The organism is Streptomyces sp. NPDC052064 (assembly GCF_055585925.1).
In genome coordinates, this window is sequence record NZ_JBVJJE010000005.1 from 209,337 (window position 1) to 232,700 (window position 23,364).

Sequence of the window (23,364 nt, forward strand, 5' to 3'; positions counted from 1 at the left end):
GGTCAGCGGGGCAGCCAGCCGAAGGCCTCGGTGCTCGGGCGGTCACCCGGCTTGTACTCGAGGCCGACCCAGCCGTCGTAACCCGCCTTGTCGAGCTGGTCGAGGAGGTCTTCGAGGGGCAGCGAGCCCGTCCCGGGGGCGCCGCGGCCGGGGTTGTCGGCGATCTGTACGTGGCCGGTCTTCGCGGCGTACCGGTCGATCGCCCGCGGCAGGTCCTCGCCGTTCATGGACAGGTGGTAGAGGTCCATGAGGAAGCGGGCGTTGTCCAGCCTCGTCGCCTCGTTGACCTTGTCGACGACGTCCACGGCCGCCGGGGCGGACACCAGCGGGTACAGCGGTGACTCGGGCTGGTTGAGCGCCTCGATCAGCAGGATCGCGCCGATCCGGTCGGCGGCCCGGGCCGCGAGCACCAGGTTCTCCAGCGCGAGCGCGTCCTGCTCGGCCGGGTCCACGCCCTCGACGCGGTTGCCGTACAGAGCGTTGAGCGCCGTGCAGCCCAGGGAGGCGGCGAAGTCGGCCGCCACGTCTATGTTGGCGCGGAACCTCTCCGACTCCTCGCCGGGGATCGACAGGGCGCCGCGGTCCGGTCCCGGGAGCTGCCCGGCGTAGAAGTTCAGGCCCGTGAGCTGGACGCCGGCGTCCTCGACGGCCTTCTTCAGCGCGTCGAGCTCCGACTGCTCAGGGGTGGGCGAGTCGACCCAGGGCCACCACAGCTCGACCGCCGCGAAGCCGGCCGCGGCGGCGGCCGCGGGACGCTCCAGGAGCGGGAGTTCCGTGAAGAGGATCGACAGGTTGACGTTGAAGCGCTGGTCTGCGAATCCCATCGGGCCGCGCTCCCTTCCGTTTTATTTCGCATTGTGGAAGTTGCTTTCTGCTTAACGGAAGACTGCCGTCGGGGGTCGTGGCTTGTCAAGAGGGCGGGAGGCGAGCCTCGCGAGGCCGGTGGGTGGGGTGGGTCGCGCCGCGCGGCGACCTGACCAGCGTCTGCTTCCGCTACGTGTGGCCGGGCGCCCGACGGCACGTCCCCGTACGCCGGCGCCGGCACCCTGGGCCCGTTCCTCGCCTGGTGCACGGCGCTGGCCGTGCTGGGATCGTGGTGTGCCACTGGTTCTGGAACATCGCGTCGAAACGCCTCCCTGCCACGGTCATGGGCCCGGTCATCGGGATGGAGGCGGTGTTCGGAGCCTTCTTCTACTGATCTGGGAACAGCGCCTCCCCACCGCCCAGGAACTATGGGGCGGCCTGCTGGTCATCGGCGGCGTCTTCCTCAGCTTCCACGTCTTCGAACGCGCGGTAGCGAAGCGCGGGTCGGGGCATGCCGGTGGGATGCCTGCGGGGCATGGCCTGAAAATGTGCCTGGAACAGCTTCTCGACAAGGGCCGGCTGGAAAAGCAGGGGGACGACGTGTATTCCTCTACCCGGGCCGGCCAACTGCTGTCCACGAATGCCTACGAGATGTTCTACAGCGGGGAGCGCACGGTGAGCGTGATTCCGGCCTGGAGTGCGGGTCTCGGACTCGGTTTCCTCGTCGCCCTGCCGCTCGGTCCCATCGGACTGCTGTGCGTACGCAGTGTTCTGCGCAACGGCTTTCTGTGCGGATTCGCCATCGGCCTCGGCGCGGCGGCCATCGACGTGCTGTACGCCGGCCTGGGCCTGGCGGGTGTCGGCAAGCTGCTGGACATCCCGGTGCTGCGGACCGCTCTCGGGCTCGCCGGCGCCGTGGTCATGGCGTATCTGGGTTTCCGCTCGGTGCGTTCGGCCTTCCGGGCCAGGAGTGCGGTCGTCGACACCGAGGGCGAGACGGTGTTGCCGTGGGAGGCCTTCCGTACGGCTCTCACGGCGACGGCGGCCAACCCGGCGACGATCGGCTACTGGGCGGCGGCCTTCGCCGCCGCCACGGCGGCGAACGTCACCGGCACCCTCGCGGACTCGCTGGCCATGCTCGTCGGCGTCGGCTCCGGCACGCTGCTGTGGTTCACCACCCTCAGCATCGGGGCCGTGCTGTTCCGCCGCTACTTCACCTCCCGGATGCTCCGGGGCGTGGACCTCCTGGCAGGCGTGGGTGTCATCTTCTTCGGCGGCGTCCTCGCGTACCAGGCCATCGGCTGACCGAGCGGCGAGACCGTGTCGTGTACGGCGGTCCAGCGCGGCTCGGTCCCGTCCGCGCCGGGCCGATCGAGGTCTACGACGCGGCGGGCGCCGCCTCGCCGCTTCACCTCGGCGCCCTCGCGGCTCCACCGTGGACGCCCGGTGGCCGATGAGCATCGTTCCCACCGCACCGCGGCCTTCGGCTCCTCGCGGCGATATCGGCGCTACAGCAAGATCGACCGGTCATCTCAGCCCGCCATTCGGATCGGCTTGCGGTGCCACTCTCTCTAACCTCAAGTCCGGGCAGACGTAAGGCTCCTGTTAGGGACGAGCTTGCGACAGAAAGATCCGACCGAGGGGCCTCACGTGTCGACCAGCGTCACATACACCGCCGTGCTCGATGCGCAGCGGTCCACCGCCGAGCATCTGGCCGGCTGCTGCGAGACCGTCGGGCCGAGATCGGCACCCGCAGGGGACGACGTGCGCTGGGCTGCTTTCGGCAGGCCGTATTCGTCCTGCGCTGGTTCATCGACGGCACGCGTATGGCCCAACTCGCCCGTGACAACGGCCTGTCAACATCCACCGCCTACCAGTACCTGCACGAAGGACTCACCGTTCTGGTGGTCGGCGCACCAGATCTCGACACCGCGCTGCGACGCGCGAAAGAGGCCGGGCTGACCCATCTGAACCTGGACGGCACCGTGGTCCGCACCGACCGCGTCGCCGCCATCGGCCCCAACGGCGCGGACCTGTGGTGGTCCGGGAAACACCGGCATCACGGCGGGGACGTGCAGGTCATCTCCACCCCCGACGGCTGGCCGATCTGGGTCTCCTCGGTCCGCCCGGGCCGCGAGCACGACACCACCTGCGCCCGCCACCACGGCCTGATCGACGCCCTGAACACCCTCGCCGCTGAGCTGGGCGTCCCGACTGGTCGACCTCGGCTACGAGAACGCCGGCCGCGGCTTCCGCCACCCGGTGAAGAAGCCCGCAGGCGGCAAGCCGACCGAGGCGCAGCAGACCTGCAACAAGGTCATCCGGGGTGTCCACGGCGTGTGCGAGCGCGCCGACCCCAGCAGGATCACCGAGATCGCCGCAGCCGCCCTTGTTCTTCTGCAACTGGAGTGCGGCCGCACCATCTGACGGAGATCACGGAAGCTGGGACTTGAAAAGGGACAGCCGGCGACCGCCGTTTGGCCGCTCGACGCGCCCACCCGCAGGCGACGCCGCGCGCCGCGTCCGACGCGCAGGTGGCAGGACCAGCAGTATCTCGCAGAGGCGTGAAGGCCCTCGTCTAAGGGCTGTCCCGGAGCGGTCCGCGCGGTGGCTGAACTCTCGCACGCTTTGCATGCCCTGGGCTGCGGGGAGACCCTGGAAATGGCGAGGCTGCCGCCTGGCAGCCATGGCTCGCAGCCGTTATGGGAGGTCTCATGGCTGTCCTGGTGGAGGTCGAGTTTTCGGGAGTGACAGCGCAGCAGTACGACACTGTGGATCAGCGTGTGGGCGCGCGAGCGGAGCAGCCTCCTGAAGGGCTGCTGTTCCACACGGCGATCATCACGGACACAGGTTTGCGGGTCGTTGACCTGTGGGAGTCGACCGAGGCGTGTGATGCGTTCATCGCGAACCGGCTCCGGCCGGTCATCAGGGAGGTGGGCTACCCCGAGCCGTCGTCGGGGCCGAAGTTCTCGAATGTGCACTACCACTTCGAGCGGCGGCAGCCGGTCGGCGCCTGAGGTTCCTGAAGCGACAGGTTCCAGGGGACGGCCCCGTCGCACCGCCTCTTCACGGTTACGGGACAGCCCTTGGCTGAGGAAGTCGCTATGCCGTCGATTGCCGTGAACGGGACAGAGATCTACTACGAGCTTCGGGGCAATGGCCCATCGGTGCTGTTCATCTCCGGCGCGACCGGCGATGCCGGACACTTCGACCGAGTCGCGGACTTGCTCGCCGACGAATTCACCGTGGTCACCTACGACCGGCGTGGCAACTCCCGCAGCCCCCGCCCCAGCGGGTGGGAGGCCACCTCTGTAGCTGAGCAGGCCGACGACGCCGCAGCACTTCTCACCGCGCTCGCGCTCGCTCCCGCAGTCGTGTTCGGCAACAGCTATGGGGCGATCACCGCCCTCGACCTGCTCATCCGCCACGCCGGCGTCGTCCGCGGCGCCCTCCTGCACGAGATCACGCTCTTCTCAGTCCTGGAGAACCCGGGCGAGGCCCAGGCCGCCGTGGGGCCGGTCGTCGAAGCAGGGATGGCCGCCGGGGGGCCTCAGGCAGCCGTAGAGCACTTCATCCGATTTGCTGCGGGCGACGAGACCTGGGATCGCCTGGACCCGGACCTGCGTCACAGGATGGCCTCGAACGGGGAGACCCTTTTCGGCGTCGAGATGGGGACGTTCGAGTCCTATCATCCTGACGACGCGACGCTCACCGGCATCACCGCCCCCGCCCAGGTCTTGGTCGGCCGGGAATCACCGGATTTCTTCCACGAAGCCGCCGCCTGGCTCGCCGCCCGACTCGGGGTCGAGGTAGTGCAGACCCCGGGCGCACACACGCCGCAGTGGGATCGACCCGAGGAACTCGTCCGCACCGTCAGGCCGCTCCTGCGCGCACTCTCGTAGCTGGCCGATCGCAGAGCCCGGACACCCCGCCCGCCCTTGGAGCACGCCGGCAATCCGACCGTCGTCACACAGAGCAATCGGAGGCTACCGAGAAAGGCTCAATGTCACGAATGCCGTGGCCAACCGGGCGGGATTCGCGGGCAGGTCTACGGTTTCGCGCCGGAGCTGAAGTTCGGAGCGCCTGCACCGCCTCAACGCGCTCAAGGCGGCATTCTCCCTGGTCAACTCCACTGTCACCCTGCTGATCTTCGCCCTCATCGGCGTCAGGGTCTCAGCCCTCCTCCTCAGCACCTGACCGTCCCTGCCGCATTCCGGCGGTGGAGGACGATCGGGAACATGGAGAACGACGGAGAACAGCGGAGAGCGAGGGCGTGAACGCGAATGTGCGGGAAACGTGTCCGCGTGTCGAGGGAAACGTGTCCGCGCGCGGAACGCGCGGTGCGTGCGCAGGCGGTCCGGTCCGCCCCCGCGTCGGCTAGGGTCGCACAGGTCACGACGGTTCTGGGGGCAGTATGCGACTGAGAGTGGAGTTCACGACCGAGCCCTTCGACCTCGACGAGGCACCCGCGCACGCGCTGGTCGCCCGCGAGGTCGTGGAGGCCGCCGAACTCGACGCCGTGGACGTCGGCCCGTTCGGCAACACCGCCGAGGGCGGCGCCGACGCGGTGCTCACAGCCGTGGACGCCCTGCTCCGCAAGACCCTGCAGGCGGGCGCCACCCGGGTCTCGCTCCAGGTCAACGTGATCGAGGAGGACGAGGTATGAGCGGCGCCGGGGACGAGCCGTTCATCGCGGCCGTGAAGCCCCTGGTCGACGCCATGGGCGGCGAGATGATCCCGCCGGACGAGGCCGGCCCCGACGACGTCGTGCTGTCCTGGGAGGGCGCCGACGCCGTCGCCGTACGGCTGCCGCAGCTCGCCGACTCCCTCGATCACATCCTCGCCGCCATGGAGCGCCGCAAGGGCATGCCGCTGGCCGACCTGGACCGCAAGGCCAAGCAGGAGGTCGTACGGATACTCGAGGCGCGCGGCGCCTTCTCCGTACGGCACGGGGTGGAGACCGTGGCGAGCGCCCTGGGCGTCAGCCGCTTCACCGTCTACAACTACCTCAACCGCGAGAAGGGGGCCTGACCCGGCTCATGCCCTGACCGGGCTCGCGCCCGGTTTCGCCGCCTCGCCGGGTTTCGTCACACGGAATTTTCAACAAACTGTTGACGTGCTGTCGGAGGAGGGCGTTAGCTATCGGCACGCCCGTTCAGCACGAAGGCCGTACCCGGCCACGGAGGCTCCCGTGACTTCCACTTCCACGCCGCCGGGCCTGGCCCGGTTCAACGCCCTCGAGGAGCACGCGGCCTTCACCGCGCTCCACGAGGCGTGCGCCTCCACGGCGTGGGCGAAGCGGTTGCTCGCCGCCCGCCCCTACGCCGGCCCCGAGGCCCTGTACGCAGCGAGCGACGCCGCCATGGCGGAGCTGACGGCAGAGGACCTGGCGGAGGCGATGGCCGGCCACCCGCCCATCGGACGCCCGAAACCCGGCGACCCCACCTCGGCCCGGGAGCAGCGCGGCATGGCCGGCGCCTCCGACGCACTCAGGGCGGAGATGCTGGAGCTGAACCTCGCCTACCAGGAGAAGTTCGGCCACGTCTTCCTGATCTGCGCCACCGGCCGGACCGGCGAGCAGATGCGCGACGCGGTCAGGGAACGGATCGGCAACACGCCGGAGCGGGAGCGGGAGATCGTCCGCACCGAACTGGGGAAGATCAACCGCATCCGCCTGGCCCGACTCGTCGAAGAGGACTGACAGCAGCATGAGCACCTCCGCCACCGCATCCGTGTCCACACACATCCTGGACACCAGCGTCGGCCGCCCCGCCGAGGGCGTCGCCGTCCAGCTCTCCGCCCGCAGTGGGCGTGCGGCGGACTGGCAGGCGCTCGGCGGCTCCGCGACCGACGCGGACGGCCGGTGCAAGGACCTCCCGGCCCTGCCGGAGGGGACCACCCACGTACGGCTCGACTTCGCCGTCGAGGCGTACTTCGAAGAGAACGCGAAGGTCGCGAAGAAGCAAGCCGATGCGCAGCAGGACGCCCCCGCGAATCGGGACAGCGGCGCCGGTGTGTTCTTCCCGGAGGTGGCGATCACGTTCGCCGTCGTACCGGGCGAGCACTACCACGTACCGCTGCTGCTCAACCCGTTCGGCTACTCCGTATACCGAGGGAGCTAGCTACTCATGCCCACCATTCTGGGACAGAACCAGTACGGCAAGGCCGAGAACCGAGTCGTCAAGATCACGCGGGACGGCGCCACCCACCACATCAAGGACCTGAACGTCTCCGTGTCGCTGAGCGGCGACATGGAAGAGGTCCACTACTCCGGCTCGAACGCCAACGTCCTCCCCACCGACACCACCAAGAACACGGTGTACGCGTTCGCCAAGGAGCACGGCATCGAGTCCGCCGAGCAGTTCGGCATCCACCTCGCCCGCCACTTCGTCACCAGCCAGGAGCCGATCCACCGGGCCCGGATCCGCATCGAGGAGTACGCCTGGGAGCGGATCGAGGCCTCCGACGCCAACTCGCGGTTCATCGGCGCCGACGAGGTCAAGCACTCCTTCGTCCGCAAGGGCCAGGAGGTCCGGCTGACCCAGATCACCTACGACGGCACGTCGTGGGAGGTGGTCTCGGGCCTGAAGGACCTCGTCGTGATGAACTCGACCAACTCCGAGTTCTGGGGCTACGTCAAGGACAAGTACACGACGCTGAAGGAGGCCTACGACCGCATCCTGGCCACCCAGGTCTCCGCCCGCTGGCGGTTCAACTGGACCGACGACGACCAGCGCATGCCCAACTGGGAGCAGTCCTACGAGCAGACGAAGAAGCACATGCTCCAGGCCTTCGCCGAGACGTACTCGCTCTCGCTCCAGCAGACGCTGTACCAGATGGGCGCGCGGATCATCGACAACCGCAGCGAGATCGACGAGGTCCGCTTCTCCCTCCCGAACAAGCACCACTTCCTGGTCGACCTGGAGCCGTTCGGGCTGAAGAACGACAACGAGGTGTACTTCGCCGCCGACCGGCCCTACGGCCTGATCGAGGCGACGATCCTGCGGGACGGCTGCGAGGCGAAGATCCCGGTGGACCTCACCAACCTCTGAGGTCCCTTCCGACGTTCCCTCTTTCGGCACCCGTGGCCGGGGAACCCCTCCTCCTCGGCCACGGCACTCAAACTCCCAGGGTCCTGCCGTGCCCCCCCTCAACCTCAGCGCAAAGGACGAACCATGGCAGCAGCCCAGCGCATCGTCATCGAGAACTGTGCGATCGCGACCGTCGACGCCGACGACACCGAGTACGCCTCCGGGCACGTCGTCCTGGCCGGCAACCGCATCGAGTCGCTCGGCGCGGGCAAGGCCCCCGAGGGCATGGAGAACGTCGTCCGCCGTATCGACGCCTCCGGTCACCTCGTCACCCCCGGACTGATCAACACCCACCACCACTTCTACCAGTGGATCACCCGGGGTCTGGCCACGGACCACAACCTCTTCAACTGGCTGGTCGCGCTGTACCCGGTCTGGGCGCGCATCGACGAGCCGATGGTGCGCGCGGCGGCCCAGGGCTCGCTGGCGATGATGGCCCGCGGCGGCGTCACCACCGCCATGGACCACCACTACGTCTTCCCGCAGGGTTCCGGCGACCTGTCCGGCGCGATCATCGGAGCCGCCCGCGACATGGGCGTCCGCTTCACCCTCGCCCGCGGCTCGATGGACCGCAGCGAGAAGGACGGCGGCCTGCCCCCGGACTTCGCCGTCGAGACGCTGGACGGAGCGCTGGCCGCCACCGAGGAGACGGTCCGGCAGCACCACGACTCCTCCTTCGACGCGATGACCCAGGTCGCCGTCGCGCCCTGCTCGCCCTTCTCCGTCTCCACCGAACTGCTGCGGGACGGCGCCCAGCTCGCCCGCCGCCTCGGCGTACGGCTCCACACCCACGGCTCGGAGACCGTGGAGGAGGAGAAGTTCTGCCACGAGCTGTTCGGCATGGGCCCGACCGACTACTTCGAGTCCACCGGCTGGCTCGGCGAGGACGTGTGGATGGCGCACTGCGTCCACATGAACGACTCCGACATCGCCGCCTTCGCCCGTACGAAGACCGGCGTCGCGCACTGCCCCTCGTCCAACGCCCGCCTCGCCGCCGGTATCGCCCGCGTCCCCGACATGCTGGCGGCCGGCGTCCCGGTCGGCCTCGGCGTCGACGGCACCGCCTCCAACGAGTCCGGCGAACTCCACACCGAGCTGCGCAACGCCCTTCTCATCAACCGCCTCGGCGCCCACCGCGAGGCCGCCCTGAACGCCCGTCAGGCCCTGCGCCTCGGCACGTACGGCGGCGCCCAGGTGCTGGGCCGGGCGGCGGAGACCGGTTCACTGGAGCCGGGCAAGCTCGCCGACCTGGTCCTGTGGAAGCTGGACACGCTCGCCCACGCCTCCATCGCCGACCCGGTGACCGCCCTGGTCTTCGGCGCGGCGGCCCCGGTCACCGCCTCCTTCGTGGACGGCCGGCAGATCGTCGAGGACGGGCGGCTGCTCACGGCCGACGAGGACGCCATCGCCCGCTCCACGCGGGACGAGGCCCGGCGGCTGGCGAGGATCGCCGCGCAGGGCTGACCACCCGGATGACTCCGGCCGGGAGGGACGGCTCCCGGCTGGTGGCCGCGGACCCGAGCGGGGTCCACGGCGGCCGTCTCCGGGGCGCGCGTACACGCGTGCGCCCCGGAACGGCCACCCCCGTCCCGCATGTCCGGTCCCGCACGACCACCTGCACCACCTCCTTGACACCCACGGCCGTCAATTGGCGAAGCCGTGTAACCGACCGGAGGGAAGCCGCCGTGGCCGACCACCCCGTTGACGAAAAACTCCCCGCGCTCAAGATGGCGACAACCGGCCTCCAGCATGTGGCCGCCATGTACGCGGGAGTCGTCGCCCCACCCCTGATCGTCGGCGCGGCCATCGGCCTGACCGCCACCGACCTGACCTTCCTCACCGGCGCCTGTCTTTTCACCGCGGGCCTCGCCACGCTCCTGCAGACCCTTGGCATCTGGAAGATCGGCGCCCGGCTGCCGTTCGTCAACGGCGTCACCTTCGCCGGTGTCGCCCCGATGACCGCGATCGTCGCCTCCACCGAGGACAAGTCCGACGCCCTGCCGGTCATCTTCGGCGCGGTCATCGTCGCCGGACTCCTCGGCTTCATAGCCGCCCCCGTCTTCTGCAAGGCGGTCCGCTTCTTCCCGCCGGTGGTGACGGGCACGGTCATCACCCTGATCGGCATCTCGCTGCTCCCGGTCGCCTTCGGCTGGGCACAGGGACCCGATCCGACGGCGCACGACTACGGTTCGGGGACCAACCTGGGGCTGGCCGCCGGCACCCTCGTCGTCGTCCTGCTGCTGCGGCGCTTCACCCGGGGCTTCGTCAAGCAGATCGCCGTGCTGCTCGGCCTGGTCGCGGGCACACTCGTCGCGATCCCGTTCGGCGCCACGGACTTCGGCCCGGTCGCGGACGCGGCGGTCATCGGCTTCCCCACGCCTTTCCACTTCGGCGCCCCGCAGTTCCAGCTCGCCGCGATCCTCTCCCTGTGCGTGGTGATGGTGGTGTCGATGACCGAGTCGACCGCCGACATGCTGGCGCTGGGTGAGATCGTCGACCGCCCGGCCGACGAGAAGACCATCGCGGCCGGCCTGCGCGCCGACACCCTCGGCTCGGCGATCAGCCCGCTCTTCAACGGCTTCATGTGCAGCGCCTTCGCACAGAACATCGGCCTGGTCGCGATGACGAGGATCCGCAGCCGGTACGTCGTCGCGGCCGGCGGCGGCTTCCTGGTGCTGATGGGTCTGTGCCCGATGGCCGCCTCGCTGATCGCCGTCGTACCGCGTCCGGTGCTCGGCGGGGCGGGCGTGGTCCTGTTCGGCTCGGTCGCCGCCAGCGGCATCCAGACCCTGGTCCGGGCCGGCCTGGACAAGGACAACAACGTCTTGATCGTGGCCGTCTCCCTGGCCGTCGGCATCATCCCCATCACGGCGCCGGAGTTCTACCACGCGTTCCCGGAAACGGCGAGGATCGTCCTGGACTCGGGCATCTCCACGGGCTGTGTGGCGGCGGTGCTGCTCAACCTGGTCTTCAACCACCTGGGCAAGGACGGCCGGGACGCCCACGACGTGACCCACCCGATGGAGGCGGGTGAGGAGATCACGGGCGTCCCCAAAACAGCTCCGAACTCCGCTTAGGCTTCTGCCTCGGTCAACTCACCGTTGACCGGGGGCAGGGACGAGGGGGAGACGGACCGATGAACCACGCGACCGAGATGTTCCAGCCGTTGCAGGCGGACGATCCGCCCATGGTGGCCGGATACCGCCTGGCCGCCCGGCTCGGCGCGGGGGGCATGGGCCGGGTCTACCTGTCGCACACGCGGGGCGGCCGGCCGGTGGCCCTCAAGGTGGTACGGCCGGAGCTGGCCGACGACCCTGCCTTCCGGCGGCGCTTCCGCCGGGAGGTGGAGGCGGCCCGGCGGGTCAGGGGCGCGTACACGGCCGAACTGATCGACGCGGACGCGGACGGCGTACCGCCCTGGGCGGCCACGGTGTACGTGCCCGGCCCGTCCCTGACGGAGGCCGTGGCCCGGCGCGGACCGCTGCCGGTGCCCGCGGTGCTGTGGCTGATGGCGGGGGTGGCCGAGGCGCTGCAGGCCATCCACGCCGCGGGCATCGTGCACCGGGACCTCAAGCCGTCGAACGTGCTGCTGGCCGCCGACGGGCCGCGTGTGATCGACTTCGGCATCTCCCTGGCCTCCGACCTCACCTCTCACACCGCCACGGGCGCCACCGTCGGGACTCCCCACTTCATGGCTCCCGAGCAGGCGTCCGGAGGTGAGGTCACGGCGGCGACCGACGTCTTCGCGCTGGGCCAGACAGCGGCGTTCGCGGCGCTCGGCCGGCCGCTGTACGGGGACGGCTCCGCGGTCGGTGTGCTGTACCGGATCGTGCACGACGAACCCGACCTGTCCGTGCTGCCCGAGCAGCTCCGTCCGCTGATCGCCCGGTGCCTGGCCGCCGATCCGCAGGAGCGGGCGGACTTGGCCGAGATCGTCGAGTGGTGCCGGCAGCGGCTGGGCGCGGACGCCGACGCGGGCGCGGGCCCGGCCGTCTGGCGGGACGTCATGGGGCCGGAGGTGACGGTTCCGTCCCCGGCGGCCTTCGACGCCACCCAGGTGTCCCCGGCGACCCTCGACCCGACGCGGGTGCAGAGGCAGCCGCTGGTCGTCACGCAGCCGCAGACGCAACCGCCGGGGCCGGAGGAGAGACGGGCGCGCAGACGGCGCAACGCACTGATCACGACCGCGGCTGTGACCGCGGGGGCGCTGGTGCTGACCGGCCTGGCGTGGACGGTCGCGGACGCGGGGAGCAGATTCCGCGACTGGGTGGCGGGCGCACCGTCGACGCGCGGCCCGGAGGAGTCCGGACGGTCGTCCGCGCCCGAGTCGTCGACGGGGGCGCGCTCGGGCTCCGGGCCCGCGTCGGGGGCGGAGGCGGGCGGCGGAACTCCGGAAGCGTCCCGTCCGTCCCCGGCCGCGTCCAAGTCACCGCAGGTCATCACGCAGGCGCCGCTGCTGCTGAACGCGAAGAGCTCGCTCAGCTTCGAGAAGCCGCTCTGGCGCGACGACCGCAAGGGAGACATCCGCTTCAACTGTGAGAACCCGAGTTGCGAGCTGGAGAGCGACACCAGCGTCTTCGTCCAGATGTTCACCGACGAGGCGGTTTCCCTCGACGAGTGCCGGCTCCTGCTCGGCGGTGCCGACCGCCACCGCTGGACGCTGGCCTCGGTGGCGGCAGGCAGTCAGATCTGCGTCAAGCACTCCTCCGGGGACATCGCCCTGCTCGTGGTCCAGACGAAGTCGACCGCGCTGCCGGAGCTCGGCTCCCTCATGGTGGACATGACCGTCTGGAAGAAGGCGGCCTAGAGGCCGAACAGTCCCGGGTCCGACGCCAGCTTCCTGAAGTACTCCTGGGGGCCCGGGACCAGCTTGCGGGCCTTCAGGTCCAGCAGGCCGCCGACCGCCGTGATCTCGGCCGCCACCGTGCCGTCGGTCTTGCGGACCGTCTGCTCGATGCGGAAGGTCTTGCCCTCTCCCCAGGCGAAGGCGCAGGTCACCTCGACCTCGTCGCCCGCGAGCAGCTCCCGCTTGTAGCGGATGGTGGTCTCCAGGGAGACCGGGCCCACGCCGCTGCCTATGAGGGCGGACTGGCTGATCCCCGCGGCCCGCAGTAACGACCAGCGGGCGTGTTCCGCGTAGTTCAGGTACACGCTCTGGTTGAGATGACCCTGCACGTCGGTCTCGTAACCGCGGACGGTCACCGGGACGGAAAACGGCTCGCTCATGGGCTTCCCTTCTCGCACCGGACACTCGTGGCGTACGCAACGATCCACTGATCTTGGCATGCCCATCACGCTCGGCGCGGCGAGGCCAGGAGGTAACGGGTCCCGGTGCGCGGCTCGCTGTGCTCGCTCACCTGCCAGCCTGCCCCTTCCAGGGTGGCCGCGCAGGTCCGCAGCGCCTCGCCGTCCGGCTCGTACACGGCGACGGCCTCCGGCTGCGGGGTCTCGCGCACCCGGTAGCCCCCGTCGGCCCGCCCGGCCGGGCGGTGTCCGGCCGCCTCCAGCGCCAGTGCGGCGGCCTGCACGAGATGCGTGCGCTCCCAGCCGCACGGCCTCTCCACGGCGCCGTCCGGGTTGGTCATCCGGCGCAGCTCCAACAGCCCCTGCCAGGCGCTGTGCACCTCACGGCGCCGGGCGGGCCCGGCCTGCGGCGCCGCCTCCTCGCCGCCGACGCGGGCGGCGAACACACCGGCGGTGGCGGGGGCCTCGGCGGCGGGCGCGGGCCCCTGCATGACGCCCTGCCGCACCCGGTGGCCTTCCGGCGTCAGGAAGTGGTCGTGCGGCGGCCGGGGGTGCCGGAAGGCGAGCCCCCGCTTCACCAGCGCCGCGAGCTGTGCCTCCGTACCCCGCAGCCGGCCGGTCACCGGATCGGCGGCGTCGATGACCCGCCGCTGCGCGGCGGTCGGAGGTCGGGTCACGGCGCGCTCCTCTCCGGCACAGGCCCCGGGGCACTCGCCCCACCTGCTGGAAGGCTACGACCCGCCACTGACAATCGCGCCTACTGCCGGTACCCGCCCAGGAACCGTCCGATCCGCCCGATCGCCGCCTCCAGGTCATCGGCGTAGGGGAGGGTCAGGATCCGGAAGTGATCCGGGGTCGGCCAGTTGAAGCCCGTGCCCTGCACCACCTGGATCTTCTCCCGCAGCAGCAGGTCCAGGACGAACTTCTCGTCGTCGTGGATCTTGTGCACCTTGGGGTCGAGGCGCGGGAAGGCGTACAGCGCCCCCTTCGGCTTCACGCAGGTCACGCCGGGAATCTCGTTCAGCTTCTCCCAGGCCACGTCGCGCTGTTCGCGCAGGCGGCCGCCCGGCACGGTGAGGTCCCGGATGGACTGCCGGCCGCCGAGCGCGGCCTGGATGGCGTACTGGGCGGGCGCGTTGGCGCACAGCCGCATGGAGGCCAGCATCGTGAGGCCCTCCAGGTAGTCCTTCGCGTGCTGCCTCGGTCCCGTCACCACCAGCCAGCCCGAGCGGAAGCCCGCCACGCGGTACGTCTTGGACAGGCCGCAGAAGGTGAGCACCACCAGGTCGGGAGCGAGCGCGGCGGCCGAGTGGTGCACGGCGTCGTCGTAGAGGATCTGGTCGTAGATCTCGTCGGCGAACACCATCAGGCCGTGCCGCCGGGCGAGGTCCAGGATGCCCTCGACGATCTCCTTCGGGTAGACCGCGCCGGTGGGGTTGTTGGGGTTGATGATGACCACGGCCTTCGTGCGGTCCGTGATCTTCGACGCCATGTCGTCCAGGTCCGGGTACCAGTCCGCCTGCTCGTCGCAGAGGTAGTGGACCGCCTTGCCGCCCGCGAGGGTCGTCACGGCCGTCCACAGGGGGAAGTCCGGGGCCGGGATGAGGATCTCGTCGCCGTCCTCGATCAGTGCCTGGACCGCCATCGACACCAGTTCGGACACGCCGTTGCCGAGGAAGACGTCGTCGACGCCGACCTCCAGGCCCAGGGTCTGGTAGCGCTGGGCGACCGCGCGGCGGGCGGGGAGGATGCCGCGCGAGTCGGTGTAGCCGTGTGCCTGCGGCAGCATCCGGATCATGTCCTGGAGGATCTCCTCCGGTGCCTCGAACCCGAAGAGCGCGGGGTTGCCGGTGTTCAGGCGCAGCACGCTGTGACCTGCCTCCTCCAGCGCGTTGGCGTGCTCTATCACCGGGCCGCGGATCTCGTAACAGACCTCGCTCAGTTTGCTCGACTGCCGGAACTCCATGCGCCGTTTCCCCTCGCTGACTGGTGTTGCTTGGTTTTACCAAGTAACCGCTTGGAAAGTCCAACAACTTGTCTAGACTGCGTCGCATGCCACCTCGCCGAAGCTACGACCAGTACTGTTCCGCCGCCCGCGCCCTCGACCTCGTCGGCGACCGCTGGACCCTGCTGATCGTCCGGGAGCTCCTCGCCGGTCCCCGCCGCTACACCGACCTGCACGCGGACCTGCCCGGCGTCAGCACGGACGTACTCGCCTCGCGGCTGAAGGACATGGAGCGCGACGGCCTCGCGACCCGCCGCCGGCTGCCGCCGCCCGGCGCGGCCTACGTGTACGAACTCACCGCCCGGGGACGTGGGTTGCTGCCCGTGCTCCAGGCGCTGGGGGAGTGGGGCCAGGCGGAACTCGGGGAGCGGCGGCCGACGGACGCGGTACGGGCGCACTGGTTCGCCCTGCCGCTGCTGCGCCTGCTGGACGGGGAGGGGCTCGTCGAAGTCCGCCTGGAGGAGGGGCTGTTCCACCTGCACGCCGGTGTCGAGGAGGGGCCCGTGTACGGCGACGGGCCCGCCCCCGGGGAGCCGGACGCCCGGCTGGTCCTGGACACCGGCACGTGTACGGCGCTCAGCCGGGGAGAGCTGAGCCTGGCCCGGGCCGTGCGGGAGGGCCGGATCGAGGTGAGCGGCGAGGGCACGCTCGCCAAGGCGCTCCGCGAGGCATGACCTCGACCAAGCGCTCCGCGAGGCATGACCTCGCCAAGGCACTCCGCGAGGCATGAAAGAAGGCCCGCACCAGGCGGGCCTTCTGATGTCGTGTCAGGCGTTCGGCGGCACCCGGGGCGGCCGTCCCGCGCCGCGTGTCAGCGTGTATCCGGCGACCCCCGCCAGCGCGGCCAGCACGCCACCCATCGCCGTCCACACCCACCGGTCCGACCACCGGCCGGACGCCCAGCCGCCCTCCGGTTCGAGGCCGGCCAGGACTGCCGCGTCCTCCTGCTGATCCTCGGACTTCGTCGCGATGCCCGGCACCAGCGGCTCGGCCAGTGAGCCGTCCACCGCTGCCGAGCCCCCGATGTCCATGGAGTCGGCGCGGACCTCGGTGCCGACCGGGAGGCCCAGGTCGGAGGTGGGGACACCGGTCGCCGTCAGGCGGATGTAGTAGGTGCCGGGCAGCGGGTCGTTCGCCCACGGCTCCGACCAGGCGCGGACCGTGCGCAGCACGCAGGCCAGCTCCACGGAGGGCGCGTCCGCCGCCGCGGTGCGGGTCTGTGCCCCGTACTGGCAGGCCTGGCGGCGGCGCAGGCCGTCGTACACGTCGATCTGCCAGGTCTGCGCGGCGTGGGTGTCCGGCAGCTCCACCTTCGCTCTGACCGTGGGGCGCTGTCCGGTGTCGGCGGGGAACGACCAGTACAGGTAGTCGCCCGTGGAGCCGCTCGCCGTGGCCTGCTCCCCCTGCTCGATCTCCGTGGCCGTACGGAAGGAGGTGCCCGCCCGGGTGGGGGCCGCCGACGAGTCCTGCGACGGACTCGGCGAGGAGTCGGCGGCCGCCGGGGCGGCCGCCAGCCCGAGGGTCAGCAGCGCGGCGCTCAACACACGTACCGTTCGCATCAGTTGGTCCTCCAGACCGCGACCCGCCAGCGCGACAGCCAGCCCCAGACGAGACCGGCGAGGAAGCCGGTGAGAATCAGCGCGCCGAGCAGCCACCAGCCGCGGCCGAGGCCGAAGGAGGCCACGTCGCCCGCCCGGCTCGGGCCGTCCACGAGGTCGACCGTCAGCTCCAGCGGCAGACCGGGCGTGGTCTTCACCCCGGAGGCCGCCGAGAAGGAGTGGGTGACCGCCAGGCACAAGGTCTCCGCGGCCGGCTTGTCGCTGTCGGTGTCGTCACGCTCGGGCTCGGGGTACCTGAGCCCCGTCGAGATCACATCCGTACGGCCGTTGCCCGCCGCCTCGCCGCGCACGATCTCCCGGCCGTGCACCGTGACCGCCCGCAGCAGCACCCCGTAGCCGGGGTTCACGGCCCGGTCGGCCGCCACGCTCACCGAGGCCCGCAGCTCCTGGCCCGGCAGCACGTCCACCCGGTACCAGCGCTGCTGCCCGAACTCCTCCCGGTCCGTGTACAGCCCGGACTTCAGCGCCGGTGCCCTGGTGCACTCGGCGGCGCCCTCCACCGCCACCGGCGTCACCACCGGATCAGCCGCCCGGTCCACCAACTGGTTGACGCGGTCGGTGAGTTCGTCCTGGTGCTCCACCGAGGTGTACGTGCCGCCGGTGGCCTCGGCGATGCAGCTCAGCTGCCTGCTCAGCTCGGCCGTCGGCACCAGGCCCAGCGTGTCGATGGTGAGGCCGATGCCCTTGGCGGCGATCTCGCGGGCCACCTCGCACGGGTCGAGCGGGGCGCACGTGTCCTCGCCGTCGCTGATCAGCACGATGCGCTTGGAGCCGTCGCCGCCGTCGAGGTCGTCGGCCGCCTTCAGCAGGGCCGGGCCGATCGGCGTCCAGCCGGTCGGGGTGAGCGTGGCGACGGCCGTCTTGGCCTCGGTGCGGTCCAGCGGGCCGACCGGGTAGAGCTGCGCGGTGTCCTTGCAGCCCGTCTTGCGGTCGTCCCCGGGGTACTCGGCGCCCAGGGTGCGGATGCCGAGTTCGACCTCCTCGGGCGTCGCGTCGAGCACCTCGTTGAACGCCTGCTTCGCGGCGGCCATCCGCGACTGTCCGTCGATGTCCCGAGCCCGCATCGAACCGCTCACATCGAGGACGAGGTCGACCTTGGGGGCGTCCTGGCCCGTGGGTTCGCCGGCGGCCGCTCCGGCCGGGAAGGCGAGCCCGGCCGTCAACGCGGCGAGCAGGGCACAGACCGCTGCCACCGGCCGTTTTCTTGTGATCATCGGCGGATCTTATTGATCGCTGGTGCCGTGCTCCAAAACGGGGATCAGGCAAAAGGGTTGGGCAGTTCCGCCCACTGGTCCCCGGCCGTCTGCGGCGAGAACCGCATCAGAGTCAGCGCCTTGGTGGGCAGCGGGTCCGCGCGCAGCGCCGCGAGGTCCGGGGTGCGGGGCAGATCCTGTACGGCCGTCTCCAGCGCCTCCGTGAGCGCCGCCCCCGACCCCGCCGTGCCGGCCAGCGCTCCCGCCACCAGCGAGCCGAACAGCTTGCGCCGGAGCGTGCGTTCGTCGTCCGTGACCATGCGGGCGGGCAGATCGGGCACCGTGATGCCGTGCCGGGCGAGGCGGGCGGGGCTGACGCGGATGTCGGCCAGGTCGCGGTAGACCAGCCGCAGCGGATCGCCCGCCGGCGACAGGATCACCAGGAGGTTCTGGCCGTGCGCCTCCAGGGCCACGCCCAGCTCCAGCAGCCGCAGGCCCACGGTGAGGGTGAGACGCGCGAAGCGGGCCAGCCAGGCGGGGGAGCGGGGGAGGTCGGTGGTGGCGAGCGCCGCCACCGGCAGGACCCGTTCGCCGTCCCCCGCGTACATCTCCGGGGGCTCCCGCAGGACGGCCGCGAAGTCGGGGGAGCCGGCCGCCGCCGCGCCCAGGGTGCGGGTCATGTGCAGCAGGCCGTCGGTGTGCGCAGCCGGAGTCCCGGCGAACTCCGAGAGCACCGCGGACGCGGCGACCGAGGGCAGCGAGATGTCCCGCACCGACGATGTCAGCCGGGCACTGAGCGAGGTCTTGACGTGCGGCCCGCCGGGCAGCGCGAGCGTCCGCAGCGCCATCAGGGGATGCCCGGCGCGCCGCTCCTCGCACACCCGCTTCAGCACGTGCGCCGCCTGCCACGGATGCACCGGCAGCACCACCCGCTCCCCGTCCCGCAGATCCCGCGGCCACGCCCCCGTCACCAGGCACTCCTCCGCCCGCACCGGCACCAGCCCCAGATCCACCACCGGCCGGTGCTCGGGCCCGTAGGCGAGCTGTTCGGCCACCGAGAAACCGGGCCGGGAGCGGCAGGTGGGATGGAACGGATGCCCGTCGACGATCCGCTGCTCCCACTCCCAGTCGCGCTCCGGCCACCCGTCCGTGGCGCGTCCCTCCTGCCCCGCTCTCGACAGCGCCAACGAGGCGACGCTGTGACCGAGTTCGGCGGCGAAGGGCGCGGAGTGCGGTACGGCGAGGTCCGTCACCAGCCGGGCCGGATCGTCGTACTCCGCCTCGTCGAGCCGTACGACGGTGACGTACGCGCCGGTCGCGTACGGATCCGGCCGCGGGCCGTGCAGCCGGCGGCCGTCGGACAGGTACAGGGTCAGCCCGTCCCGGCCCTGCTCGCCGCGGGTGACCCAGGGCAGCGGATCGTGGGCGAGACCGCGCCACAGACGCGACAGCACGGCCGACCGGGCGCCGGGCAACTCGGCCTCGTACCGCGGCAGGAGACAGGGGCGCACGACGGCCAGTTCGTCGGCGACCTCGGCCTCGGCGGTGGGGGAACGGTGCACGGGCGGGCTCCTCGGGTACGAATAGGGCGTCACGGCGGGATGACGACGACACGCATACTGATCATCTCCGCCCGGAAGTCCGGAAATCCGGAAGGACCGCAGGGAACGAGTGGAACGCGTGGACCTCATGCCCCCGCCCGACGGCGACGACTCCGCCCACGGCGCATCCGCCCCGGGCGACTCCGCCCAGGACGACCCGGTCACCGGCGGCCTCGCCGAACGGGCCGACGCGTACGCCGCCGTGCCGCTGCTGAACTGCCTGCTGCGGGAGGTGGCGCGGCCGGTGAGCGAGTCGGGCGAGCACCGGGTCCACCACCTGCCCGGCGGGGACCGCCTGCTGCGCGTGCGCGGCACGCGGCGGCCCGCCGAGCCCGAGATCCGTGTGGACGGCCGCTGGCACCGTGTCGGCCACACCGAGCTGGTCAAACTCGTCGCCGAGGAACTGCGCCGGCACACCGGGCTGTCCAACCACGAACTGCCCGCCGAGATGATCGACAGCCGGGACGCCGTGGCCGCGCTGCTGGCCGCCCGCGCCCGGGAGACCCCGCCCGACGACCCCTATCTGCGCTCCGAGCAGTGCCTCCTCACCGGCCACACCCACCACCCGGCCCCCAAGGCGCGTGGTGGTGGCCCCGCCGCCGGCTGGCTGCCGTACGCGCCCGAAGCGTACGCCCGCTTCCCGCTGACCCTGCTCGGGCTGCGCGAGGACACCGTCGTCGAGGAGGGCGACACCTCGGCCCTCGACGCCCTCGGCACGGCCCCGCCCGGCTACCGGCTGCTGCCCGCCCACCCCTGGCAGCTCGACCTGGCCGGCCCGGAGCTCGCCGGCGCCTTCGCGGACGGCAGACTCCTCCGGCTCGGCACGACCGCCTTCGACACCTGGCCGACGGCCGCGATCCGCACGCTCTACGCACCCGGGCACGACCTCTTCCTGAAGTTCAGCCTGGACGTGCGCATCACCAACGACATCCGCCGGCTGTGGCGTCACGACCTGCTCGCCCTGCGCCGGACCGACACGGCCGTGTGCGCCGCCTTCGACACGTTCGAAGGCCCCCCGGCCTGGCTCGGCGACCGCGGGTACCGCACCGCCGACTTCGCCTTCGAGGCCCTGGCCGTCCTCGTCCGGGACGGCTTCGGCGGCCGTCTCCTGCCCGGCGCGACCCCGCTGCTCGCCGCGGGCCTCGTCGAGGGCTTCGACGGCAGCCCGCTCGACCGGGCCGGCGACCCCGAGGCCTGGTGGGCCGCGTACCTGGCGCAGGTCGTGCCCCCGGCCCTCACGGCCTTCGCCCGGCACGGTGTCGTCATCGAGGCGCACCTCCAGAACACCCTGGTCGCCGTGGACGCCGCCGGCACGCCCGTGCAGGCGCTGTACCGGGACGCCGAGGGCGTGAAACTGCTGCCGGACGTGGAGCGGGAAGCGGGCTGGGAGCGGCTCGTGTACTGCCTGGTCGTCAACCACCTCGGCGAGATCGCCGGCGCCCTCGTGGAACGCCACCCCGGCTTCGACCCCTGGCCCGCCGCCCGCCGCGAACTCGCCTGCCACGACGTCCCCGAGATCCCCGCCCTGCTCGCCTCACCCACCCTCCCCGGCAAGACGAACCTGCTGCTCCGCTGGACGGGCGCGGACGGCGCGGACGCGCGCTACCTGCCGTTGCCCAACCCGCTGCGCGGCGCCTGAGAGCCGTTCACCCGTCCGGACCCTCCGGCAGGGCACCGGCGGAGACTCGCGGTCAGGGTGAGGGTGGCTGTCCGTGCCGTGTCCCCCCGCGAGGAGAGGTATGACCGAGACCGACAGGGCCACCGCCCTCGCCGCCGAGGCCGGATGCGGTCAGCTTTCGGGGCACGGCGACCAGGATCCCGCCGAGACCGATCTTCGGCGCGTGGGCGCGAACCCGGACCACTGGTATCCGGTCGCCCTGTCCCGGCGGGTGCGCGGCGAGCGGGTGCTGGCGACCGCGTTCGCCGGTGAGCGCATCGCCCTGTTCCGGGGACGAAGCGGTGAGGTGCACGCGCTGGAGGACCGGTGCGCCCACCGGCAGGTGCCGCTGAGCATGGGAGTCGTGGAGGGCGAGACGCTCCGCTGCCGCTATCACGCCTGGGCCTATCGCGGTGACGGCCGCATCTCGCAGATCCCGTACCTGGCCAAGGGCGACCGCCGGCCGCCCCGCGGCGTGCGCGGCTACCCCGTCCGCGAGGCGTACGGCCTGGTCTTCGTCTTCCCGGGCGACCCGCAGCGAGCGGCGGCCACACCACTGCCCGACCTGCCCGCCTTCGGCTCACCGCGGTACCGGACCATGACGTACTCCCGGAGCGTGCGCTGCCACTACTCGTTCATGCACGAGAACCTCCTGGACATGAACCACCAGTTCCTCCACCGGGGCGTCGTCGGCAGGCTCCACCCCGAACTGCTGGGATACGCGGCCGACGAGCGGTCCGTGGAGGCCAGGTACCTGTTCACCCACACCGGGGGAAAGCGGAACCGCAGCGCCGGCCTGCTGGCCGCCGAGGGCATCGGGGGCGGCACCGCCGACGTCATGACCATCCGCACCGACTACCCGTACCAGACGCTCGATCTCGTCCCGGAGAACGCCGAACGCCCGGCCTTCCGCCTCTGGGCCGCCTATGTGCCGGAGGACGCCGAGCAGCGCACGTGTCACGCCTTCGGCCTGCTCATGATCGAGAAGCCCTGGATGCCCGGCCTGCTCCAGGTGGCCTGGCCGTTCATCAGGCGTTTCACCGAGCGGGTGTTCGCCGAGGACCGCATGGCCGTGGAAGCCGAGCAGCGGGCCTGGGACGAGCAGGGCGAGGACCGCAACCACGAGGTCTTCCCGCTGATCCTCGACGTCCGCGAGGTGCTGCGCGCGAACGGCGTCCCCCTCCGGGCCCGGGCCGCCGCCTGCGGCAGCGCCGCACCGTGCGACGGTGCGGTTCCCTGACGGCGTCCGGGGTCAGGAGTGACCTGACGCCGTAGCCGTCGGGTCCAGGTCCGGCTCAGGGACGGGCGGGGCCTCGTCGTCCATGTCGCCGCGCAGGGCGGCGATGACGAAGGCCGTCATGGAGGCCAGGCCGAGCAGCGCGAGCGGCCCCCAGATCGCCGGGACCGCCCAGAACGGCCAGGCGTTGGCCGCCTGCGCCCACAGGGTGAAGAGGGCCGCGACGGCCATGCAGACGCCGTGCCACCGCACCACGACCGCCGCCTTCGCGTGCCGCCGGTCGCCTCGCGCGAACAGGGCCCACGCCCCGCCGACGAAGGCGGGCAGACCGAACGAGAAACAGGCGAGCGCGCCGCCGAGGCGGTCCTCGGACCGGCCCACGGGCCCCTGGGACGTCTGCTGCCGCCGCCCGTCGGCGTCCCGTACCTCGACGACCTGCCCGTGCCAGATCAGGCCGACGACCTTCTCGCCCGGCGCCAGCTCCGACACGACCGGATCAGTCTGCCGGAACGTGACCTCCCAGGGCTTGCCGGAGGGCAGCAGCAGCTCCGCCACGGGCGAGGCGTTGCGCTTGCCACGGTTCGTGTCAGCCTTGCGGACCGTGAACTCCTGCTCCCACCGGCACCCCGACGCCCGCACCGGGACGGAGGCGCAGGCCGGCGCGGCACGGAACTCCCGCTCCCGGTCCAGAGCCCCGCGGACTTCCAGTGCCATGGCCACTCCGACGACGAGCGTCACGACACCCATCAACAGCCATGCCACGTTCCCCGGCCCCTGCCGTCTCCCCGACCCCATCGCGCCCCCCCCATCGCTCGCCGGATTCCGCCCGAACCGTATCCGAACCACACGCCCACGATCCGGGCTGACGGCCTCATGGAATGATGATCAGCGGCAAGGCGAGGGCAGACGACGA

Annotated in this window: 22 protein-coding genes and 1 pseudogene; 15 read left to right on the forward strand and 8 right to left on the reverse strand. The window is 71.5% G+C overall.

Annotated features, from left to right (window positions below; all coding sequences use genetic code 11):
• Window positions 1-2: 2 nt before the first annotated feature.
• On the reverse strand, window positions 3-824 hold the full coding sequence (locus ACZ6TU_RS15420) for a TIM barrel protein (RefSeq protein ID WP_469548720.1): 822 nt from the start codon (window positions 822-824) through the stop codon (window positions 3-5).
• A 526-nt stretch (window positions 825-1,350) separates the two neighbouring features.
• On the opposite strand from ACZ6TU_RS15420, the gene ACZ6TU_RS15425 reads away from it, so the two are divergent.
• From ACZ6TU_RS15425 to ACZ6TU_RS15480, 12 genes and pseudogenes are all read left to right on the forward strand, one after another.
• On the forward strand, window positions 1,351-2,109 hold the full coding sequence (locus ACZ6TU_RS15425) for a LysE/ArgO family amino acid transporter (RefSeq protein WP_467669787.1): 759 nt from the start codon (window positions 1,351-1,353) through the stop codon (window positions 2,107-2,109).
• Between the two features lie 345 nt (window positions 2,110-2,454).
• Window positions 2,455-3,231 (forward strand): annotated as a pseudogene (locus ACZ6TU_RS15430) (transposase family protein).
• Window positions 3,232-3,518: 287 nt separating this feature from the next.
• Window positions 3,519-3,821, forward strand: a complete 303-nt coding sequence (locus ACZ6TU_RS15435; protein ID WP_467669789.1) for a hypothetical protein — start codon at window positions 3,519-3,521, stop codon at window positions 3,819-3,821.
• Between the two features lie 69 nt (window positions 3,822-3,890).
• Window positions 3,891-4,706 carry an alpha/beta fold hydrolase gene (locus ACZ6TU_RS15440; protein ID WP_467669791.1) on the forward strand — a complete coding sequence of 272 codons (816 nt, stop codon included), beginning with the start codon at window positions 3,891-3,893 and terminating at the stop codon, window positions 4,704-4,706.
• 512 nt (window positions 4,707-5,218) lie between these two features.
• Window positions 5,219-5,470 (forward strand): YkoF family thiamine-binding protein, encoded by a 252-nt coding sequence (locus ACZ6TU_RS15445; RefSeq protein WP_467669793.1) that lies wholly within the window; start codon window positions 5,219-5,221, stop codon window positions 5,468-5,470.
• Window positions 5,467-5,835: a helix-turn-helix domain-containing protein gene (locus tag ACZ6TU_RS15450; protein WP_467669795.1), complete on the forward strand. Its 369-nt coding sequence runs from the start codon at window positions 5,467-5,469 to the stop codon at window positions 5,833-5,835. The genes ACZ6TU_RS15445 and ACZ6TU_RS15450 overlap by 4 nt, the downstream gene beginning before the upstream one ends.
• 160 nt (window positions 5,836-5,995) lie before the next feature.
• Window positions 5,996-6,505 carry a 2-oxo-4-hydroxy-4-carboxy-5-ureidoimidazoline decarboxylase gene (gene uraD / locus ACZ6TU_RS15455; RefSeq protein ID WP_469548727.1) on the forward strand — a complete coding sequence of 170 codons (510 nt, stop codon included), beginning with the start codon at window positions 5,996-5,998 and terminating at the stop codon, window positions 6,503-6,505.
• Between the two features lie 7 nt (window positions 6,506-6,512).
• Complete coding sequence (gene uraH / locus ACZ6TU_RS15460) at window positions 6,513-6,926, forward strand: hydroxyisourate hydrolase (RefSeq protein ID WP_467669799.1); 414 nt, start codon at window positions 6,513-6,515, stop codon at window positions 6,924-6,926.
• Window positions 6,927-6,932: 6 nt separating this feature from the next.
• The gene (gene pucL, locus ACZ6TU_RS15465) at window positions 6,933-7,856 is read left to right on the forward strand and encodes a factor-independent urate hydroxylase (RefSeq protein ID WP_467669801.1); all 924 of its coding nucleotides are present in this window, start codon (window positions 6,933-6,935) and stop codon (window positions 7,854-7,856) included.
• 123 nt (window positions 7,857-7,979) lie between these two features.
• A complete protein-coding gene (locus ACZ6TU_RS15470) occupies window positions 7,980-9,359 on the forward strand; it encodes an 8-oxoguanine deaminase (protein WP_467669803.1) in 1,380 nt (459 codons plus the stop codon).
• A 221-nt stretch (window positions 9,360-9,580) separates the two neighbouring features.
• Window positions 9,581-10,972: a nucleobase:cation symporter-2 family protein gene (locus ACZ6TU_RS15475; RefSeq protein ID WP_467669805.1), complete on the forward strand. Its 1,392-nt coding sequence runs from the start codon at window positions 9,581-9,583 to the stop codon at window positions 10,970-10,972.
• 59 nt (window positions 10,973-11,031) lie between these two features.
• Window positions 11,032-12,702 carry a serine/threonine-protein kinase gene (locus tag ACZ6TU_RS15480; RefSeq protein ID WP_469548734.1) on the forward strand — a complete coding sequence of 557 codons (1,671 nt, stop codon included), beginning with the start codon at window positions 11,032-11,034 and terminating at the stop codon, window positions 12,700-12,702.
• On the opposite strand, the gene ACZ6TU_RS15485 is transcribed toward ACZ6TU_RS15480, so the two are convergent.
• The 3 genes from ACZ6TU_RS15485 to ACZ6TU_RS15495 form a co-directional block, all read right to left on the reverse strand.
• A complete protein-coding gene (locus ACZ6TU_RS15485; RefSeq protein ID WP_279544917.1) occupies window positions 12,699-13,121 on the reverse strand; it encodes an acyl-CoA thioesterase in 423 nt (140 codons plus the stop codon). The genes ACZ6TU_RS15480 and ACZ6TU_RS15485 overlap by 4 nt on opposite strands.
• Before the next feature lie 65 nt (window positions 13,122-13,186).
• Complete coding sequence (locus ACZ6TU_RS15490; protein ID WP_467669809.1) at window positions 13,187-13,816, reverse strand: hypothetical protein; 630 nt, start codon at window positions 13,814-13,816, stop codon at window positions 13,187-13,189.
• Window positions 13,817-13,896: 80 nt separating this feature from the next.
• The gene (locus tag ACZ6TU_RS15495; protein ID WP_467669811.1) at window positions 13,897-15,105 is read right to left on the reverse strand and encodes a pyridoxal phosphate-dependent aminotransferase; all 1,209 of its coding nucleotides are present in this window, start codon (window positions 15,103-15,105) and stop codon (window positions 13,897-13,899) included.
• An 86-nt stretch (window positions 15,106-15,191) separates the two neighbouring features.
• On the opposite strand from ACZ6TU_RS15495, the gene ACZ6TU_RS15500 reads away from it, so the two are divergent.
• Window positions 15,192-15,818, forward strand: a complete 627-nt coding sequence (locus ACZ6TU_RS15500; RefSeq protein WP_467669813.1) for a winged helix-turn-helix transcriptional regulator — start codon at window positions 15,192-15,194, stop codon at window positions 15,816-15,818.
• Window positions 15,819-15,911: 93 nt separating this feature from the next.
• Here ACZ6TU_RS15500 and ACZ6TU_RS15505 read toward each other — a convergent pair whose 3' ends face one another.
• The 3 genes from ACZ6TU_RS15505 to ACZ6TU_RS15515 are packed head-to-tail and all read right to left on the reverse strand — an operon-like array spanning window position 15,912 to window position 19,518.
• Entirely contained in the window at window positions 15,912-16,703 is a 792-nt protein-coding gene (locus tag ACZ6TU_RS15505) for a hypothetical protein (RefSeq protein WP_469548738.1), read from the reverse strand.
• Window positions 16,703-17,977, reverse strand: coding sequence for a VWA domain-containing protein (locus tag ACZ6TU_RS15510; RefSeq protein ID WP_469548741.1), 1,275 nt, complete (start codon window positions 17,975-17,977; stop codon window positions 16,703-16,705). Before ACZ6TU_RS15510 ends, ACZ6TU_RS15505 begins: the two co-directional genes overlap by 1 nt.
• A 44-nt stretch (window positions 17,978-18,021) precedes the next feature.
• Entirely contained in the window at window positions 18,022-19,518 is a 1,497-nt protein-coding gene (locus tag ACZ6TU_RS15515) for an IucA/IucC family protein (protein ID WP_469548744.1), read from the reverse strand.
• Window positions 19,519-19,627: 109 nt separating this feature from the next.
• On the opposite strand from ACZ6TU_RS15515, the gene ACZ6TU_RS15520 reads away from it, so the two are divergent.
• Window positions 19,628-21,196 carry an IucA/IucC family protein gene (locus ACZ6TU_RS15520; protein ID WP_469548746.1) on the forward strand — a complete coding sequence of 523 codons (1,569 nt, stop codon included), beginning with the start codon at window positions 19,628-19,630 and terminating at the stop codon, window positions 21,194-21,196.
• Window positions 21,197-21,296: 100 nt separating this feature from the next.
• Window positions 21,297-22,454, forward strand: coding sequence for a Rieske 2Fe-2S domain-containing protein (locus ACZ6TU_RS15525; protein WP_467669822.1), 1,158 nt, complete (start codon window positions 21,297-21,299; stop codon window positions 22,452-22,454).
• Window positions 22,455-22,466: 12 nt separating this feature from the next.
• Here ACZ6TU_RS15525 and ACZ6TU_RS15530 read toward each other — a convergent pair whose 3' ends face one another.
• Entirely contained in the window at window positions 22,467-23,213 is a 747-nt protein-coding gene (locus ACZ6TU_RS15530) for a hypothetical protein (RefSeq protein ID WP_469548749.1), read from the reverse strand.
• Window positions 23,214-23,364: the final 151 nt, after the last annotated feature.